Consider the following 17,628-nt stretch of genomic DNA (forward strand, 5'->3'; position numbering starts at 1 on the left):
TATAATTAATACCTTTGATCCATGAATATTGAACAGATCAAGCAGCCTTTTACCAATATATTTCCAGGAGACCTTTCCGGCAACCCGATGCAGAGAAATACTCCGAAAGTTTTATTTGCAACAATAAAGCCAGCTGGTTTTGACAGGCCAGGGCTGATTGCTTTTAATGAAGCCTTATCCGAAGAAATCGGGCTGGGAAAATATGATGAAAAAGACTTAGACTTCCTCGTAGGAAATAACCTTCCTGAAAATGTAAAGACATATGCTACCGCGTATGCCGGGCATCAGTTTGGGAATTGGGCAGGACAGCTTGGGGACGGAAGGGCGATACTTGCCGGAGAGATCATCAATAAGGATGGAAAGAAAACAGAAATCCAATGGAAAGGCGCTGGCGCAACCCCATACTCAAGACATGCAGACGGGAGAGCAGTACTGAGGTCTTCAGTGCGCGAATACCTGATGAGCGAAGCCATGTACCACCTTGGAGTTCCTACAACCAGAGCTTTAAGCCTTGCTTTTACCGGTGAAGATGTGGTAAGAGACATGATGTATAATGGAAACCCCGAGCTGGAAAAGGGTGCTGTTGTAATCCGGACCGCAGAAAGCTTTCTCCGTTTCGGACATTTTGAACTGCTTTCCGCACAAAGGGAATACAATACCCTTCAGGATCTGGCAGATTTCACTATTGAAAATTATTATCCGGAAATCGCAACAGACGGAATTCAGAAATATAAAGACTTTTTTGAAAAAATATGCACCAGAACAGCAGATCTTATGACCGAATGGTTCAGAGTAGGATTCGTACATGGCGTAATGAATACTGATAACATGTCTGTTTTAGGCCTGACCATAGATTATGGACCTTATTCAATGATGGATGAATATGATCTGAATTTTACCCCAAATACAACTGACCTTCCGGGAAGAAGATATGCCTTTGGAAAGCAGGGACAGATCTCACAGTGGAATCTTTGGCAGCTGGCGAACGCCCTTCATCCACTGATTAAAGATGAAAAGTTTTTAGAAGACACTTTAAACCGTTACGGAACCTATTTCTGGGAAGCCCATGATAAAATGCTCTGCCAAAAATTCGGATTCGATGAACTTAGGGAGAGCGATGAAGAATTTTTCACCAACTGGCAGGGGTTGATGCAGGAACTTCACCTGGATTACACGTTGTTTTTTAATCAGCTGGAAAAATTAAATCCTAATAGTGATATCAAATCTCTTTTTGAGAATATTTCCTATTCCGTTTTTACCGATGAGAAAATAGGAAAACTGCAAGATTTTATAAAGAAATATGATGCAAGAATATTATCCAATACCATTTCAAAAGAAGAATCATTATCTCTGATGAGACAGTCAAATCCGAAATTCACCCTGAGAAATTATCTTCTTTATCAATGCATCGAAGAGATCAATACCGGAAAAACAGAAATGCTTGGAAAACTTACCCATGCCTTAGAAAATCCTTACGAAGAATTGTATCCTGAGTTTTCTGTAAAAAGGCCCTCAACCTATGATGACACCACTGGATGTTCTACACTTTCTTGCAGTTCCTAACGAATAAATTACAACATCCACTTATTTTTACTGAATTATTTACATCATATTGTTGATTTCATTCATTTTTTTCATTATTTTTACCCAAAACTTTTAAATTAAATTGAATGAAAACAAAATTACTCTTCATTTTCTTAGTCTCTTCAATACTAGGGAATGCACAAATTCTAACAGAGACTTTTCAGGGGACGACATTTCCTCCTACGGGATGGACAACAGGTACAAATGTAGCAACAAGACCATGGGGATTTACAACAACTGTATTTAATGCCGCAGGTCAGACTACATTCAATATCACTGGTGGAAAATCTGCCGGAATCGGATGGATTGCACAAAGCCAAGATGCTCATTTAACAAGCCCTTCTTTCAGTTTAGTAGGAGCAACAAGCCCTGTTCTGAAGTTCAATGCCAAGATAGGATATGAATATATGGTTGACCCTTATCCTAATGGAGATCTGAAAGTTGAAGTGTCAACAAATGGAGGAACTACATGGACCCAGGTATGGGTGGAAGAAAATTATGGAGTTTATATTGATTATGAAACATTAGCCGTTACAGTCAGTTTAGCACCATATATAGGACAGGCAAATGTTAAATTCAGATTCCGCTATGTAGCAAACGATGCAGACAGCCTTTCAATAGATGATGTACAAGTTTTAGCAAGCAGTACATTATCTACTCAGGAAGTTGGTACCACAGTTAAAGTGATAGCAGACCTCTACCCTAACCCAACAAAAGGGGAGATCAATATTAGAACTGATAGAAAGATTAAATCTACCACTGTTTTTGATATGACTGGTAAATCCCTTCTTCAGAGCAACTCTGAAAAAACTGATATTTCTTCACTTCCAAAAGGAGTCTATTTAGTTAAAGTTAATTTTGCCGATGGAAGTACATCTACATCGAAAGTGATTAAGCAATAATGATATAATCATAATCTTTAAAGCTCACCGGATATGGTGAGCTTTTTTATTTTATTTTTGCAAAAAAACTGACAGGTGTCATTAATTAAAACAAAACTCATCAATCTTTTAAAACAGGTTTTTCCATCTTCCTACACAGAACTGGCGGTATTCATGTTCTTCCTGCTCTGCTATGGAATACTGGGCACTTATATTGCCCTTCATTACAGGATTATTTTTGACAGCAGGATTCCCTGGGATGCCTACTTCAGCTTTGACAACAAAGCAATTGTAATGACCGGCGGAAGCTTTGAAAGACATCCTTTGGCTTATTATTTTTTCAATTGGGTCCGGGAATTCTCCCTTTTTGTTTCGGGTGGGAAAATGGATGCAACATTTAGGCTTACTCTGGCGTGGCTTAGTAATGTAGCCATTAGCTTGTGTATTGTACAGATCTTCAAATATTTGAAGAATATTATCAGGCTCCCGTTAAAGATCACTTTATTGCTTGTTTTGTTTTTTGGATTTTTTTCTATGAGTATCATCCTTTCTTTCACTCCGGAGAATTTCACCTATACTCTATTGTTGCTATGTATTTACAATTATTATGCAGCCGTAAAACTCAGAAAAGAGGAAAAAATTCCAGGATCTGCTTTAACGCTTGCCGGAATCACCATCGGAGGCCTTACCATAACCAATCTGGCTAAAGTTTTTATTCCCATATTGTTTGAAAGGAACCTTTTCAGAAGCTGGAAAAAATTTGGAAACGCAGCTTTTCGTGTCTTCCTTACCACAGCCTGTTTTGTATTTCTTTATTTACTTCGAATTGATTTTAAATATGAAAACATCTTCTCAAAAACCAACCAGCAGTATGAAAAGTTCTCCAATGTAGAATCTATTCCGGACTGGGATATGATACTTTCTTATTTTTTCGGGGGCAGTATTTTGTTTCCAAGTTTCATGACCACAGATAAGCATAATATGAAAGGCTTCAATTTCAAAGGTCTTTTAATGGAACCTTATTCATCCTCTTTTTGTTATACTTTTATCATAGTATTGTTAGCCCTTATTTTATGGAGTTATTTTAAAAATTTCAAAAATAAATTTGTGCAGATTATTGCCATTTCATTCATGTTTGATATTGTGATTCACTGCATTATGCGTTTTGGCCTTCATACTTCTTACATCTACGCAGGACATTTTATTTTTGTCTATCCGCTGCTTTTGGGATGGCTTTTTCACGCTTACAGATCACAGCCAAAAACTTTATCATTTCTAGTACTGACAATGGTTATTCTGTTTGCTTTTTTATTAACCAACAACCTGTTCAGAATGTTTGACTTCTTCCGGTTTTTAAATACTTATTATCAATAAAAAAAGCTGAGAAAATTCTCAGCTTTAGTTTGTTATTTTGATCTCGTTATCTCGCTTCAGAACAGAAAATTCTGTACTGTACAGCGATTGCCGATTTGAAGTATTCTCTTATTTTCGACAGATCCGAAGCTGCACTTTGTTTCGTAAAATAGCTTCCTGCAAGAATTTTATAATTCGGTCTTAAAGAAGCATCCGTTTCCACTTTCAGGTTCGGGAATCTTTTTCTGAAATAAGATTTCACCTCGTTGGCCTCTTCATTACTTTTTACCGTTGTTATCTGAATCTTAAATCCTAAAATCCTCGGATTCTTACGGCAGATTTCCGCATTACTCAGTTCCCTGCTCGGAACATAGATCTTTGGAGGCTTTGGACTCGTCACAATTCCACCATCCGTATTATTTTCTCTCACCGAAGGACCACCTGCAGTTCTGGAACATTTATCTTCAATTCCTCCCAAAGCAGCACTTACTTTGGAATCCATAGTCATAATTAGCTCCGTCCCTGCCAGAGTATCTTTCTGAACAACCTGTTGGGCTTCAACACTATAAAACCCAAATAAAGATAATATTGAAAATATTTTGATTAAATTTCTCATTTAAACTTGTTTCTGCAAATCTATTAAAATTAAAAAATTATACCAAACAACACTATTTAGAATCAATACAAATTAAACGTAAATGATATTTTCCCTTTTCCATATACCGTTAAATTCCTGTTAAAAATATTATTTTTGCGGAATTGATTGGTTCAATATTTTACTAACATAAGATAATTTAAATGATTAGTTGGAGAAAGCATTATAAACAAACGTTGATCGCGATAGGCTTATTGCTATCAACCAGTGCTTCAATTTACGGGCAAGACGGCGATCCTAAAAACGGCGAAAAACTTTTCAAAGCGAATTGTACTGCATGTCACGCGCTGGACAAACAAGTAATAGGGCCTCCTTTGAAAGGGGTTGTAGAACGAGTGAAGACAGAAGGCGGTGTAGACAAAGATTGGCTTCACAAGTGGATCAAAGACAACAAAGCTCTTAGAGCTTCTGGGGATAAATACGCCAATGAGATTTTTGAAAAGTACAATAAAACTGAAATGTTACAGTTTCCTAATCTAACGGATAAGGATATTGACGATATTTTAGAGTATACAACTAATCCTCCGGCTCCCGAGCCAGCTAAAACTGACGACAAGGCAACTGCAACAGACGGGGCAGCTGCAGCACCGGCAGACAAAACAACAACAAGTGTTGTTATTATTTCTCTTATTGCAATAGCAGCTTTATTAGTTTGGATCTTAATTAAACTGAGACAATTGGTTAAATTAGGTCAATCTGAAGACTTAGCAGGACTTAACGAAACAAGGGTTAAATCTTTCAGCGAAATCTATGAGAAATACCATTACATTGGTAAAGCAGCTTTGGCTATCCTTGCCCTTCTGGCCGCTTATGGAGTTTGGAACTGGATCATGTGGATCGGGGTTTACAAAGGATATAAGCCGGAACAGCCTATTTACTTCTCTCACAAAATTCACGCTGGAGAGCAAAAAATTGACTGTCAGCTATGTCACTCCAGTGCCAAATACGGAAAAGTATCTGAAATCCCTTCCATGAACGTTTGTATGAACTGTCACAGAACAATTTCTGAGTATAATGCAGATCACTACATGGAGCCAGGAAAAGATAAAGCATTCTACGACGGTGAGATCCAGAAGATCTATGCAGCTACAGGCTGGGATCCTGCAAAACAGCAGTACACTGGAAAAACACAGCCGGTTGAATGGACCAGAATTCACAATATGCCAGACTTCGTGTACTTCAACCACTCTCAGCACGTAGTAGCGGGTGAGCAGGCGATCATCAATTCTTTCAACAAAAAGAATCCAAACAACAAAATTGATGTTGTATGTAAAGCTTGTCACGGAAAAATTGACACAATGAATGTTGTTCAGATGGCTAATGACTTCACTATGGGATGGTGTATCGAGTGCCACAGAACTACTGAGGTTGATATGAACAACGGTTATAATAAAGAATACTTCAAGAATCTACATGACAAGTTGAAAAAACAATATCCTCAGGATGGCGGTAAGATCACTGTAGATGCAATTGGAGGTCTTGAGTGTGGTAAATGTCATTATTAATAACTAAAAAATTAGAAGTATAAATGGCTTCAAACAAAATACAATTTAGAAGTATTCATGAACTTAAAGATCCGGCTTTGAACAATAAGCTGGCTCAGAAAGAGTTTCAGGAAGAAATTCCGGTAGAAGATTTCCTTGGAGATGCTGAACAGAACGGATCCAGTACTTCAAGAAGAGATTTCTTAAAAATATTAGGATTCTCTACAGCAGCCGTAACATTGGCTGCCTGTGAAGCTCCGGTGATCAAAACGATTCCTTATGTGGTAAAGCCACACGATATTATTCCGGGGGTTCCGAATTATTACGCTTCAACTTATTTTGACGGATTCGACTTCGCCAGCGTTTTAGTAAAGACCCGTGAAGGAAGACCTATCAAAATAGATCCGAACCCGGCAGCAGGTGATTTAGGAAAAACGAACGCAAGAGCTCAGGCAAGTGTACTTTCTCTTTACGATAACGATAAAGTAAAACAGCCTAAACTGGACGGTAAAGATGAAACTTTCGATAAAGTAGACAGTTTTGTACTGAAAGGTCTGGCAGATGCCAATGCAGCAGGTAAAAAGATCGTGCTTTTGTCACACTCTTTCCCTTCTCCTACTTTCAAAAAGTTATTTGCTGAGTTCAAAGCTAAATATCCGACCGCTGAACTTGTAACGTATGATGCTTATCCTCATGCTGCGGCTTTAGATGCAGCTCAGGAAGTATTCGGACAGAGAGCATTACCGGTTTATGACCTGAAAGGTTCAGAATTGGTTGTTTCTTTCCAGGCAGATTTCTTAGGAGATTATAACGCTTCAAGCTTAGAAACTTCTTACGCAGCAGCAAGAAAGCCGGGACCAAACATGTTGAGACACATTCAGGTGGAATCCAACATGTCATTAACTGGTGCCAATGCAGATGAAAGAGTTAGATTAAAGCCAAGCCTTGTCAATAAAACTTTAGTGGAAGTTTACAACGCAATCGTAGGTGGTGGTACTTCTGATAAGACAGCTTCTGAAATTGCAAAAGAACTTCAAGCAAAGGGCAGCAAAGCTGTTGTTTTTGCTGACGGTTCTAAAGGAGCACAGGTTTTAGCACACTTAATCAACCAAAAATTAGGTTCAGTAGCTTTCACAGGTAAAGCTAACTTCCTTAAAGAATTTGATAAAGCAAGATACCAGGAATTCTTAGGATGGATAAATGCAGGTCAGGTTGGCGTATTGATCGCTAACAATGTAGACCCAATCTACTCTCATCCAAAAGGAGAAGATTTCAAAAAATCTTTAGCTAAAGTTGCTTGTGTAGTTGCTGTAGCGGATAAGAAAAATGAAATGTATAAAGCAGCGAAAGCTGTAATTCCTGTAGCTAACTGGTTAGAGTCTTGGGGTGATATTGAACCTCAGACAGGAGTATATTCATTAATGCAGCCAACGATCCAGAAGATCTACAAATCAAGACAGATTGAAGAATCCCTATTGGTTTGGAAGAATGGTAAAAACAATGCTGCCAATAATTATTATGACTATCTGAAAGCCAGTTCTGCCTCTATCTTAGGAGCTACTTCTTTCAACAAGGCTTTATATAACGGTATCACGACTTCAAATAATGCAACAGCATTATCTTACGCTGGAGGAAATGCTGCCCAGGCCATTGCTGAACTAGGAAACTTCAAAGCTTCTGAATTAGAATTGGTATTATACACCAAGCCTTCAATGGGTGACGGTACTCAGGCCAACAACCCTTGGCTTCAGGAATTACCGGATCCTATCACAAGAATGTCTTGGGATAACTATTTGACAATTTCTCCTAAAGATGCAGAAAAATTCGCGATTGAAAACGATCTTAATGCAAGAATGCAGCTGGATGGTTCTATCGTAAACCTTACTGTAAACGGAGTAACAATAAAAGACGTTCCTGTATTCATTCAACCGGGACAGGCAGAAGGATCTGTAGGTCTTGCGCTTGGATATGGTAAGAAAAATTCAGGAACTACTGCTGATACAGGTGTAAATGCTTATCCGTTATTTGACGGTTCTAACTTAACTGTTTCAGGAGTTAAGATCGAAAAAACAGGAGAAGACCACGAATTTGCAGGTATCCAGCTTCAGAATACATTGATGGGACGTTACGAAATTGCTAAGGAAGTTCCTTTGGCAGAATTCTTAAACGTAGCATTTGATGATGAGCACAAAGGATGGAACAAGCCTTTGGAATATCACACCATCAGTGGAGCTCTTCCAGCCAGAAAGATTGACCTTTGGGATGCTTTCGATGATACGGACGGGCCTCACTTCAACTTATCTATCGACTTGAACTCTTGTACTGGTTGTGGAGCATGTATCATTGCCTGCCAGGCAGAAAACAACGTTCCTGTAGTAGGTAAAGAAGAAATCAGAATGTCCAGAGATATGTATTGGTTAAGAATTGACCGTTACTATTCTTCAAGACAAAAGGTAGAAGTATACGAAGGATTGAAAGAAGGAATGGCAGTACCGGAATTGTACGGTACGGCATTCGGAGACGGAGGTGCACTAAACCACCCTGCAGACAATCCGGATGTAATCTTCCAACCGGTAATGTGTCAGCACTGTAACCACGCTCCTTGTGAAACGGTATGTCCGGTAGCGGCTACTTCACACGGTAAGCAAGGTCAGAACCATATGGCTTATAACAGATGTATCGGTACAAGATATTGTGCTAACAACTGTCCTTATAAAGTAAGACGTTTCAACTGGTTTACTTATAACCTGAATGACAAGTTCGATTTCAACATGAATAACGATCTTGGAAGAATGGTACTTAACCCGGATGTAGTGGTAAGAACGAGAGGGGTAATGGAGAAATGTTCAATGTGTATCCAGGAAACTCAAGCTACAATCTTAGCTGCAAAGAGAGAGAACAGAAAAGTAACAGACAACGAATTCAAAAATTCTTGTGCTTGTGCTGCTGCTTGTTCTACCGGAGCAATGACGTTTGGAGACATGAATGACAAAGAATCTGAAGTGAGAGAATTATACTCCAGCAACAGAAGATATTATTTACTTGAAGAGATCGGCACAAAACCAAACGTGTTCTATCACACTAAAGTAAGAAACAGAGTAGAAAAATAAAGTTTAAATAATAAATAGGTAAAAAATGTCAGGACATTACGAAGCTCCGATAAGGGAACCTCTAATTATTGGTCACAAAACTTATCACGATATCACAGAAGATATTGCACGACCTATCGAAGAAAGAGCAGGTAAATTATGGTGGGTATCACTATATGCAGCCTTAGTTCTATTCATCTACGGATTTGGCTGTATCGCTTATACTATCGGAACAGGTATTGGAGCATGGGGGCTTAACAGAACTATTAACTGGGGTTGGGATATTACCAACTTCGTATGGTGGGTAGGTATCGGTCACGCCGGGACCCTAATCTCCGCAGTATTATTATTATTTAGACAGCGTTGGAGAATGTCTGTAAACAGATCTGCAGAGGCGATGACGATCTTTGCGGTTGTACAGGCAGCAATCTTCCCTGTAATCCACATGGGTAGAGTTTGGGTAGGATATTGGGTATTCCCTTTACCAAACCAGTTCGGTTCTCTTTGGGGGAACTTCAACTCTCCTCTACTTTGGGACGTATTTGCCATCTCAACGTATTTCTCGGTATCAACTGTATTCTGGTTCATGGGACTAATCCCTGACTTTGCAATGATCAGAGATAGAGCTAAAACTCCTTGGACAAGAAAAATTTATACATTCCTGGCTTTCGGATGGGGTGGTAAAGCAAAACACTGGCAGAGATTCGAAGAGCTTTCTTTGGTTCTTGCAGGTTTAGCAACTCCACTTGTATTCTCCGTACACACCACGGTATCTTTTGACTTCGCAACTTCGGTTATTAAAGGATGGCACTCTACAATCTACCCTCCTTACTTCGTTGCCGGTGCAATCTTCTCAGGATTCGCAATGGTACAGACCCTATTGCTGGTTGCCAGAAAAGTATGTCATCTTGAAGAATATATTACAATGTATCATATCGAAATTATGAACATCGTAATTATCCTGACAGGTGGTATGGTAACTGTAGCCTATGCTACTGAATATTTTATCGGATGGTACTCAGGATCAAGATTTGAAGACTTTACATACCTTTCTCCAGGTGCTGCTGTAGGACCTTACTGGTGGGCTTTCTGGGCATTGATTACTTGTAACTTAATTATTCCTGCACTATTCTGGTTCAAGAGAATAAGAACAAATATTATTGCAACATTTATTATTGCATTAATCATCAACATCGGTATGTGGTTCGAGCGTTTCGATATCATCGTTATCAACCTTTCCAGAGATTACTTACCAGGATCTTGGACTATGTTTAAACCAACGATCATTGATGTGGGTGTATACTTAGGAACAATCGGATTCTTCTCTGTATTATTCTTACTATACGCAAGAACGTTCCCTGTAATTGCACAGGCTGAATTAAAATCGATTCTGAAAATTTCAGGTGAAACTTATAAAGCAAAAGAAGGAGATGAGCACCACTAAAATTGTATACGGACTTTATGCTGACGACGACGATTTGATGAACGGCGTTAAAGCATTCAACGATAAAGGGATTGCGATAAACGAAGTTTATACTCCATTCCCGGTTCACGGACTTGATAAAGCTTTAGGGTTAAAGAAAACCAGAATTTCTGATGCTGCATTCTTCTACGCTCTTTACGGTGTTACCATCGGTGCTACTGTAACATGGTATGTAATGAATCATGACTGGCCTCAAAATATTGGTGGTAAACCTGCTTTTGACTGGGCACACAATATGCCTGCATTCGTAGTTCCAATGTTTGAATTAATGGTATTCTGTGCCGCCCACATGATGTCATTGACTTTCTTAGTAAGAAACAAAATGTATCCTGGAGCTCCGGCTCAGAACCCAGATCCAAGAACTACTGATGATAAATTCATGATGGAATTTGTAACTGATGACGTAGAGTCTGTAAAACAGTTGCTTATTGAAACCGGGGTTGAAGAAATAACTGTTAAAGATGCTTAAAATGAAAAAGAATGTATTAAAAATTACAGCTGTTTTAGGTTTAACAACGGTTTTACTTAATTCTTGCGGACCAAAAGAAAATACACCATTGGTATATTTTCCTGATATGTACTTCCCGGTAGCTTACGATCCATTGATGAAAGCTCAGGACGCTTATTCAGATCATGAAAATGAAATTCCTGCTTTCGTTAAAAATAGTTTTGCAACAGGTCTTGCTCCAGTAGAAGGATCAGTTGCTCAAAATAAAGATGGAATCTTTGAAGAAGGCTTGCTTCCTAAAAATGCAGATCAATACAATGCAGGATATGATGCTTCTAAGAATCTGACAGTATCCCCTCTTAACCCAGCCAACGCTGCTAAAGATATTGAAAGAGGAAAAATGCTGTTTGATCGTACTTGTGCAACATGCCACGGAACAGGAGGTGACGGACAAGGACCAATTGTACAAAGCGGAGCTTTCTCTGGTGTACCTAACTATGCTGACAGAGAACTTACTGTAGGATCTGTTCATTATGTATTAACTAACGGTAGAAATGCAATGGGATCTTATGCTGGCCAGCTTAACCCTGGCGACAGATGGAGAGTAGCAATGTATGTGATGAGTGCCTTCAAAAAAGGAGCAGCAGCACCTGCAGCAGCTACAACGGCTACAGCTACACCAGCTGCCGAAACAACAGAGACTACTACCGCAACTAAAAAATAAGAAAAGAAATGTATAGTTTTTCACCAAAATTAAAATCAACTTCTATAATCCTTCTTGTTGTAGGTTTAGTTCTATTTGCTATCGGTTTCTTTATGAATAAAGGAATGACTACTGAGAAAATAGAGCACATGATGGAAGCAGTTCATTCTGCCGGCCATACTGCCCCTACACACTCAAGTGAAATGGTAGGACCTCAAGACCATGCATCTCATTTAGAGCACGCAGAGCTTCAGGTTCACAACCAGCCTCTGGCATCGCTGCATTTTGTAGCTGTCTTTTTCTTTGGAGTTAGTTGTGCTGTATTGTTTTTCTATTGTATTCAGCATGCTGCACACGCAGGTTGGCCTATTATTATTACAAGAGTAATGGAAGCTATTGCTTCTTATATCCCATATGGTGGTGCCATTCTGGTTATTATGATGATATTGAATATCACTCATAATGGCCACTTATTCCACTGGATGGATCCAGAATTGACAGATCCTAATTCTGCACATTTCGATGTGATCCTATTTGAAAAGAAAAGATTCTTAAACATTCCTTTCTATGCTATCAGAACGATCATTTATGTAGTAGGTGCTTCTTTCTTTGCATGGAAACTTAAAGCTCAGTCTAAGAAAGTAGATGAAACTAAATCTAAAGTAGATTATCAGATGCTTTACAGATGGGCAGTAGGATATATTGCATTCTTCGGATTTGCTTCTGCTGCTTGGGCTTGGGACTGGTTGATGTCTATTGACCCTCACTGGTATTCTACAATGTATATCTGGTATTCAATGGTAAGCTGCCTTTCAAGTGGAATCGCTGTGATCATCCTTCTAAGTGTTTACCTGAAGAAAAACGGATTCTTACCTCAGTTCAATGACAACCACTTACACGATCTAGGAGTATTCCTTTTCGCTACAAGTATGCTTTGGACATATACATGGTTTGCCCAGTTTATGCTTTACTGGTATGCGAACGTTCCGGAAGAGGTTAACTACTTCTTTGGAAGATTCCAGCACTATGGACCTACGTTCTTACCAATGCTGATCATCAACTTCCTATTGCCTTTATTGGTATTAGTAAGCAGCAGCATCAAGAGAAACTACAAAGTAGTAACAACTATGGCTGTAGTGGTTATTTTAGGTCACCTTTTAGATTACTTCAATATGGTAATGCCTGGAACGGTAGGACCTTACTGGAAAAATCCTGAAGTATTCCTATTAATAGCAGGTGCTGTTCTATTCGTAGCAGGATTGTTTATGTTTACTGTATTAAGCGCTTTATCTAAATTAAAGTTGATTCCTACAGGAAACCCATTCTTACATGAATCTGAAATTTATGAGTATCCTTTCTAAGGACTTGTAACAGAAATAAAATAAAAAAGACTGATTGTAATGATCAGTCTTTTTTTATGCAGACAAGTGAACATTTTTAAGCTGTTCAGGCAACTATTTCAGATTTTGTATGTCTTATAATAAAGATTAAACCATAAATAAATATTATTATGAAAAGAAATTATCTGCTCTTCGCCCTGTTCATGTTCCTGTTTAGCCTTATGCGGGCACAAACCATAACTTTCGTTTCCGAACAGACGAATAAGCCCCTGCCTAAAGTTTCAGTCTTCGGAAAAGACGGAAGTATTCTCGCCTTTTCTGATATTGACGGTAAAATTGATAAACAGGCAATATCCCCTGCTCAGGAAAAGTTTCAATTAGTTTACAATAATTTTCCCGTTGCACTTCTCACTTTTGCAGAACTCAACCAGGATGTCATTAAAATCAATGATCAGGTTAAAGAAATAGAAACTGTGGTCATCAAGAACACAAAACCTGCAAAATATATTCTTATCAAAGGTAATTTCAATGCGTACGTAACGGTAAACAATAAACTGAACAGCTACGCAGATGGAATCGTTACTTATATTTTTGATAACAAAACCAAAAAACTGAAAAGTACAAATGTTGAGCAATATAGAGTCTTCAGATTAGCAGTCAAAAATGAGAAGAAAGAAACTTCAACATGGGATTACGGCAGTTCTTTACAGCTTCCGAAGCTCAAAAATGTAGGAAATCCCGAAGAATATAAAACCAAAAGAAATACCATCAAAGAATTAAAAGGCGACCGTAAAGATCAGATAGAAGTGACCGGCGCCGCCCTTCAGGAGAAAGAGTTTTCTTTATTTGGATTCAGATTCTATGATATCAGAACCATACTTAATATGTCTTTTGAAAAAGATTCAGAGAAAGGTCTGAAAGATTTCCTTGAGTACAATGAGGTGGCTTTTGTAAAACTTAAACACAAAAGCGAACCGAATTACAACCAAATTATTCTATACAATAATTTTTATCCTGCAGAACTTAATTTCAGTAACGACGACGATATAGAAAAAGTGAAATTTGATAAGGAAAACAGCAGTTACAAAACCAGGTACTGGCAGGAACCATCCTTCCCGAATATGCAGACTATCTTCAGCTCCTTTTTCAAAGATGATTTGAAAGAGCAGCAGAATAAAGCCAAAAATTAAACCTTTATCTGAATTGCTAGAAAATATTACTAACAATATTCCCATCCGCTGAACAAGCTATACCTAAAAGAAACAAAAGAAAAATAAAAACTCACTATTAATAAAGGTTTTATTAAATTTGCAATAAACAAAATAAAATGAAAAAGTTTTCTTTTCTACTTGTTCTCAGTCTGTTGCTATTTACGGCATGCAAGAAGGATCATGTAGATGCTACGAATACTAAAACGCTGCAGTCTAGTATCAATGACATGACTTCCAGCCTTTCAACCATTAAACAGATCAAGTTCAATGAAGCACTTTATATCCTAAAGACTTTTGGTGTAGAGGCAGAAGGTGATGTAGAAGAGCTTAAAGCGCTTGGAAAGCTTATCGACGGAAAAAAAGTGCCTGAAATCCTTGCATTGGCCGATGAAGTTGCACAGAAAAACGGAATTGAATGGGCCAGCACATCTCCACCTTCTCTTGGAGAAATGAATATCTTTGGGGATGATAAAGCCAAAGAAACCGACGCGAATGATGTAAAGGCAAGCTCACTAAGCATTATCACCAGGCCAATCGGCGATGACGGAGCTGGAGCTCCTACGGCTATTCAGATCATACCGAGACTTGTAGACGGTTCAGGAAACCCTGTTTCATTTACAGGAGCCGGGCTGGAAGCTACTTTGGAGGTATTCAGTAATGGAGTAAAACTTTCTACCGCGAAAAATCTGATGCAGGACAATAATTTTAAAGGATTTAATTTAAAGTTCTCTTCAATTCCTGCAGCAAAAGTGGTAGACAATAAAATAGATATTACCGTTTCAGTAAAAACTACAGCAAAGACGTTCAAGATGTCTAAAATTGGTCTAGACGTCAATCCGTCAGCCTTAAAAGTTCCTGCTGTACCTAAAAATGATTCAACGGCTGTAACGCAGGATCCTAACGCTGTAATCGATCCAAACAATCCTACAGCCACAACACCTGCAGATCCAAATGCACCTACCACAACACCAGCTGCTCCTAAACAGCCGGCAGCGGATCCTAAAGGTACAGTAAGCAAGTTCTTGAGCAGTGTAAGCTCTCAAAACCTTAAGGCAGCCTATGAAACTTCAAGCAACCCTAGCTGGGGAAGCTACGAATCGTTCTCCAATCCAACTTCAGGTTTTGGCTCCGTAAAAAACGTAAGTGTTAAAAACATTACAACCAATGCAAGCAATCCTAGCAGCGCAAGTGTAAATGCAACCTACGACGTAACGGATAAGAACGGAAAAACAACTTCCTTAAAGGTAACTTTCGGACTTAAAAATGTAAATGGAGACTGGAAAATTTCCAGCTATAAAATAAACCCATAATTAATGGCTTCACAAGAACTGATCAAAAAACTGGAAGAAACAATTGAGAATTTCCCTGATTTTCCTATTCCCGGAATTCAATTCAAGGATATCTCGCCCATTTTTCTGGACCCAAAGCTTTATGAGGATGTCATTGCAGATCTTGTCGCTTTCAGCAAAGGAAAAGTAGATGCAGTCTGCGGGATAGAAAGCAGAGGCTACCTGTTCGGAATTGCCATTGCAGTAGCGCTGGAAGTTCCTTTCATTTTAATCAGAAAAGAGGGCAAGCTTCCGCCACCAGTGGCTTCAGAAAAATATGATCTTGAATACGGAAGTGCTGTCATTGAAACCCGTGAAGGGCAAATCAAGCCAGGGCAAAGAGTCCTTATCCATGACGATTTATTAGCAACAGGAGGAACTACCGAAGCCGCGGCCAAACTTGTGGAAAAACAGGGAGCAACCGTTTCACAGTTCAGTTTTCTTATTGGTCTGAAAGATTTGAACGGCCACGAAAAACTGAAAAAATTCGGGGCAGAGATCTATAACATCCTTGAATACTAACCTGTATTAGAATACTTCAACTCCGCTCAGTGTGACACCATTTATAAAAATAAAATATAATAGAGAGTCATGCTGAGCGAAGTTGAAGCATCTATTTAAAGTAAAATCAAGATTTAAATTAGTCTTTTATAACATTTCATTAATAATACTGTCAAAGTATTTTGTAAATCATTCAGAAACAATTAAATTTGCATTTCAATTTTTAAGAATTTATGGCAAAATTGGGAAAGAATGCTCCAAATGAGCAAGAAGGTAAAGAAACGGTTGAGTTCTTTAAAGACCTTGACAGAGAGGCTTTAAACACTGAAAGATTCCTTGAGAAATATTCAAAGCAATTGGGTATTGTATTCGGGGTACTGGTTTTGGGTGTTTTAGGATTCTTTGCTTACAAACAGTTTGTAGTGGCTCCTAAGAATGTTGAAGCTGTAAAAAGTTTCCTCGCTGCTCAGAAAAAACAGACAGAAGGCAAAGATAAAGAAGCTTTAGGCGGAAAATCAGCAGCTAATCCAGGTTTTTTAGGAACATATAATGAATATTCAAACACGAAGGTTGGTGAACTTTCTGCTTATAATGCAGGTTTATTAAAATTCAAAGAAGGAAAATTCCAGGAAGCTTACGATCTTTTAGATAAATTTTCATCTGACAACAAAACATTAATGGCATTGAAGTTCGGTGCTATGGCAGATGCAAAATCAGGCCTTAATAAAAATGATGAAGCTCTTTCCTTATTAGACAAAGCCTCAACTGCTTCTGATGATCCTTACACCACTTACTATTTTACAAGAAAAGCAGGTATTGTAGCATTAGGATTAAAGAAAAAAGCAGAAGCTAAAAAATACTTCTCTGCAATTGATGAGAAATATCAGGACTATGATAACGGAATGTCTGATTCTTATATTGAAATGACTAAATACTTTTAAAAAATGGCAACAGTTAATCTTTCCGATTACAAGCCACTTCATATAACAAATGCCGAAGATTTTTCTATCGGCATTGTTTTTTCTGAGTGGAATGATTTTGTAACTTACAATCTTCGTGATGCAGCCCTTGAAATTCTTGAAAAAGAAGGGGTAAAACCAGAAAACGTTAAGCTTTTTCCGGTTCCGGGCGCTTTTGAGCTGAACTATGCAAGCATGCAGCTCTGCAAAGAAAGAAAATACGACGCAGTAATTGCTATTGGGTGTGTAATCCGCGGCGAAACGCCTCACTTTGATTTTGTATGTTCTGCGGTAGCACAGGGAATCAAAGACTGCAATGTCTTAACGGATACACCTACTATTTTCTGTGTTCTGACCGATGACAATAAAGAACAGTCTATGGCCAGAAGCGGTGGAGACTTAGGAAACAAAGGCGTAGAAGCAGCTGTAACAGCCCTCAGAATGATTGATTTCAAAAAGAATCTTTCTGACAAAAAAGGAAACATCGGTTTCGGGCACTCTTAATTTTAATACACATTAACAGTATACAGGACTATTTTTAATAGTCCTTTTTTATTGACATACCACATTCCATCACCCTTTTGCCCTCCTTTCCCAAATTACAGAATA

15 protein-coding genes are annotated in these 17,628 nt (G+C 38.4%); 14 read left to right on the plus strand and 1 reads right to left on the minus strand.

The window, feature by feature from the left end; genetic code table 11:
• The first annotated feature begins 21 nt into the window (after positions 1-21).
• From ACMGDK_RS09180 to ACMGDK_RS09190, 3 genes are all read left to right on the plus strand, one after another.
• Complete coding sequence (locus ACMGDK_RS09180) at positions 22-1,563, plus strand: protein adenylyltransferase SelO (protein WP_436807658.1); 1,542 nt, start codon at positions 22-24, stop codon at positions 1,561-1,563.
• Positions 1,564-1,670: 107 nt separating this feature from the next.
• A complete protein-coding gene (locus ACMGDK_RS09185; RefSeq protein ID WP_436807659.1) occupies positions 1,671-2,486 on the plus strand; it encodes a T9SS type A sorting domain-containing protein in 816 nt (271 codons plus the stop codon).
• 75 nt (positions 2,487-2,561) lie between these two features.
• On the plus strand, positions 2,562-3,839 hold the full coding sequence (locus tag ACMGDK_RS09190) for a DUF6080 domain-containing protein (RefSeq protein WP_436807660.1): 1,278 nt from the start codon (positions 2,562-2,564) through the stop codon (positions 3,837-3,839).
• 46 nt (positions 3,840-3,885) lie between these two features.
• Here ACMGDK_RS09190 and ACMGDK_RS09195 read toward each other — a convergent pair whose 3' ends face one another.
• On the minus strand, positions 3,886-4,434 hold the full coding sequence (locus ACMGDK_RS09195; RefSeq protein WP_436807661.1) for an SPOR domain-containing protein: 549 nt from the start codon (positions 4,432-4,434) through the stop codon (positions 3,886-3,888).
• 182 nt (positions 4,435-4,616) lie between these two features.
• Between ACMGDK_RS09195 and ACMGDK_RS09200 the strand changes: the two genes are divergently transcribed.
• From ACMGDK_RS09200 to ribH, 11 genes are all read left to right on the plus strand, one after another.
• Positions 4,617-5,978: a c-type cytochrome gene (locus tag ACMGDK_RS09200; RefSeq protein ID WP_436807662.1), complete on the plus strand. Its 1,362-nt coding sequence runs from the start codon at positions 4,617-4,619 to the stop codon at positions 5,976-5,978.
• Positions 5,979-6,001: 23 nt separating this feature from the next.
• Positions 6,002-9,067, plus strand: a complete 3,066-nt coding sequence (locus tag ACMGDK_RS09205; protein ID WP_436807663.1) for a TAT-variant-translocated molybdopterin oxidoreductase — start codon at positions 6,002-6,004, stop codon at positions 9,065-9,067.
• A gap of 25 nt (positions 9,068-9,092) precedes the next feature.
• On the plus strand, positions 9,093-10,490 hold the full coding sequence (nrfD, locus tag ACMGDK_RS09210) for an NrfD/PsrC family molybdoenzyme membrane anchor subunit (protein WP_436807664.1): 1,398 nt from the start codon (positions 9,093-9,095) through the stop codon (positions 10,488-10,490).
• Complete coding sequence (locus tag ACMGDK_RS09215; protein WP_184163928.1) at positions 10,477-10,998, plus strand: DUF3341 domain-containing protein; 522 nt, start codon at positions 10,477-10,479, stop codon at positions 10,996-10,998. Before nrfD ends, ACMGDK_RS09215 begins: the two co-directional genes overlap by 14 nt.
• Positions 10,991-11,701 (plus strand): c-type cytochrome, encoded by a 711-nt coding sequence (locus tag ACMGDK_RS09220; RefSeq protein WP_436807665.1) that lies wholly within the window; start codon positions 10,991-10,993, stop codon positions 11,699-11,701. Before ACMGDK_RS09215 ends, ACMGDK_RS09220 begins: the two co-directional genes overlap by 8 nt.
• Before the next feature lie 8 nt (positions 11,702-11,709).
• Complete coding sequence (locus ACMGDK_RS09225; RefSeq protein WP_111954287.1) at positions 11,710-13,041, plus strand: quinol:cytochrome C oxidoreductase; 1,332 nt, start codon at positions 11,710-11,712, stop codon at positions 13,039-13,041.
• 149 nt (positions 13,042-13,190) lie between these two features.
• Complete coding sequence (locus ACMGDK_RS09230; RefSeq protein ID WP_436807666.1) at positions 13,191-14,210, plus strand: hypothetical protein; 1,020 nt, start codon at positions 13,191-13,193, stop codon at positions 14,208-14,210.
• 137 nt (positions 14,211-14,347) lie between these two features.
• A complete protein-coding gene (locus ACMGDK_RS09235; RefSeq protein WP_436807667.1) occupies positions 14,348-15,541 on the plus strand; it encodes a hypothetical protein in 1,194 nt (397 codons plus the stop codon).
• Positions 15,542-15,544: 3 nt separating this feature from the next.
• Positions 15,545-16,081, plus strand: coding sequence for an adenine phosphoribosyltransferase (locus ACMGDK_RS09240; RefSeq protein WP_436807668.1), 537 nt, complete (start codon positions 15,545-15,547; stop codon positions 16,079-16,081).
• A gap of 212 nt (positions 16,082-16,293) precedes the next feature.
• On the plus strand, positions 16,294-17,001 hold the full coding sequence (locus ACMGDK_RS09245; RefSeq protein ID WP_436807669.1) for a YfgM family protein: 708 nt from the start codon (positions 16,294-16,296) through the stop codon (positions 16,999-17,001).
• Positions 17,002-17,004: 3 nt separating this feature from the next.
• Positions 17,005-17,523 (plus strand): 6,7-dimethyl-8-ribityllumazine synthase, encoded by a 519-nt coding sequence (ribH, locus tag ACMGDK_RS09250; RefSeq protein WP_436807670.1) that lies wholly within the window; start codon positions 17,005-17,007, stop codon positions 17,521-17,523.
• Positions 17,524-17,628 lie beyond the last annotated feature (105 nt).

The organism is Chryseobacterium hilariae, assembly GCF_051400735.1.
GTDB lineage: Bacteria > Bacteroidota > Bacteroidia > Flavobacteriales > Weeksellaceae > Chryseobacterium.

Coding starts and splice junctions, on each gene's coding strand:
- ACMGDK_RS09180 (WP_436807658.1), top strand. CDS start 22: ATGAATATTGAACAGATCAAGCAGCCTTTTACCAATATATTTCCAGGA.
- ACMGDK_RS09185 (WP_436807659.1), top strand. CDS start 1,671: ATGAAAACAAAATTACTCTTCATTTTCTTAGTCTCTTCAATACTAGGG.
- ACMGDK_RS09195 (WP_436807661.1), bottom strand. CDS start 4,434: ATGAGAAATTTAATCAAAATATTTTCAATATTATCTTTATTTGGGTTT.
- ACMGDK_RS09200 (WP_436807662.1), top strand. CDS start 4,617: ATGATTAGTTGGAGAAAGCATTATAAACAAACGTTGATCGCGATAGGC.
- ACMGDK_RS09205 (WP_436807663.1), top strand. CDS start 6,002: ATGGCTTCAAACAAAATACAATTTAGAAGTATTCATGAACTTAAAGAT.
- nrfD (WP_436807664.1), top strand. CDS start 9,093: ATGTCAGGACATTACGAAGCTCCGATAAGGGAACCTCTAATTATTGGT.
- ACMGDK_RS09215 (WP_184163928.1), top strand. CDS start 10,477: ATGAGCACCACTAAAATTGTATACGGACTTTATGCTGACGACGACGAT.
- ACMGDK_RS09220 (WP_436807665.1), top strand. CDS start 10,991: ATGCTTAAAATGAAAAAGAATGTATTAAAAATTACAGCTGTTTTAGGT.
- ACMGDK_RS09225 (WP_111954287.1), top strand. CDS start 11,710: ATGTATAGTTTTTCACCAAAATTAAAATCAACTTCTATAATCCTTCTT.
- ACMGDK_RS09230 (WP_436807666.1), top strand. CDS start 13,191: ATGAAAAGAAATTATCTGCTCTTCGCCCTGTTCATGTTCCTGTTTAGC.
- ACMGDK_RS09235 (WP_436807667.1), top strand. CDS start 14,348: ATGAAAAAGTTTTCTTTTCTACTTGTTCTCAGTCTGTTGCTATTTACG.
- ACMGDK_RS09240 (WP_436807668.1), top strand. CDS start 15,545: ATGGCTTCACAAGAACTGATCAAAAAACTGGAAGAAACAATTGAGAAT.
- ACMGDK_RS09245 (WP_436807669.1), top strand. CDS start 16,294: ATGGCAAAATTGGGAAAGAATGCTCCAAATGAGCAAGAAGGTAAAGAA.
- ribH (WP_436807670.1), top strand. CDS start 17,005: ATGGCAACAGTTAATCTTTCCGATTACAAGCCACTTCATATAACAAAT.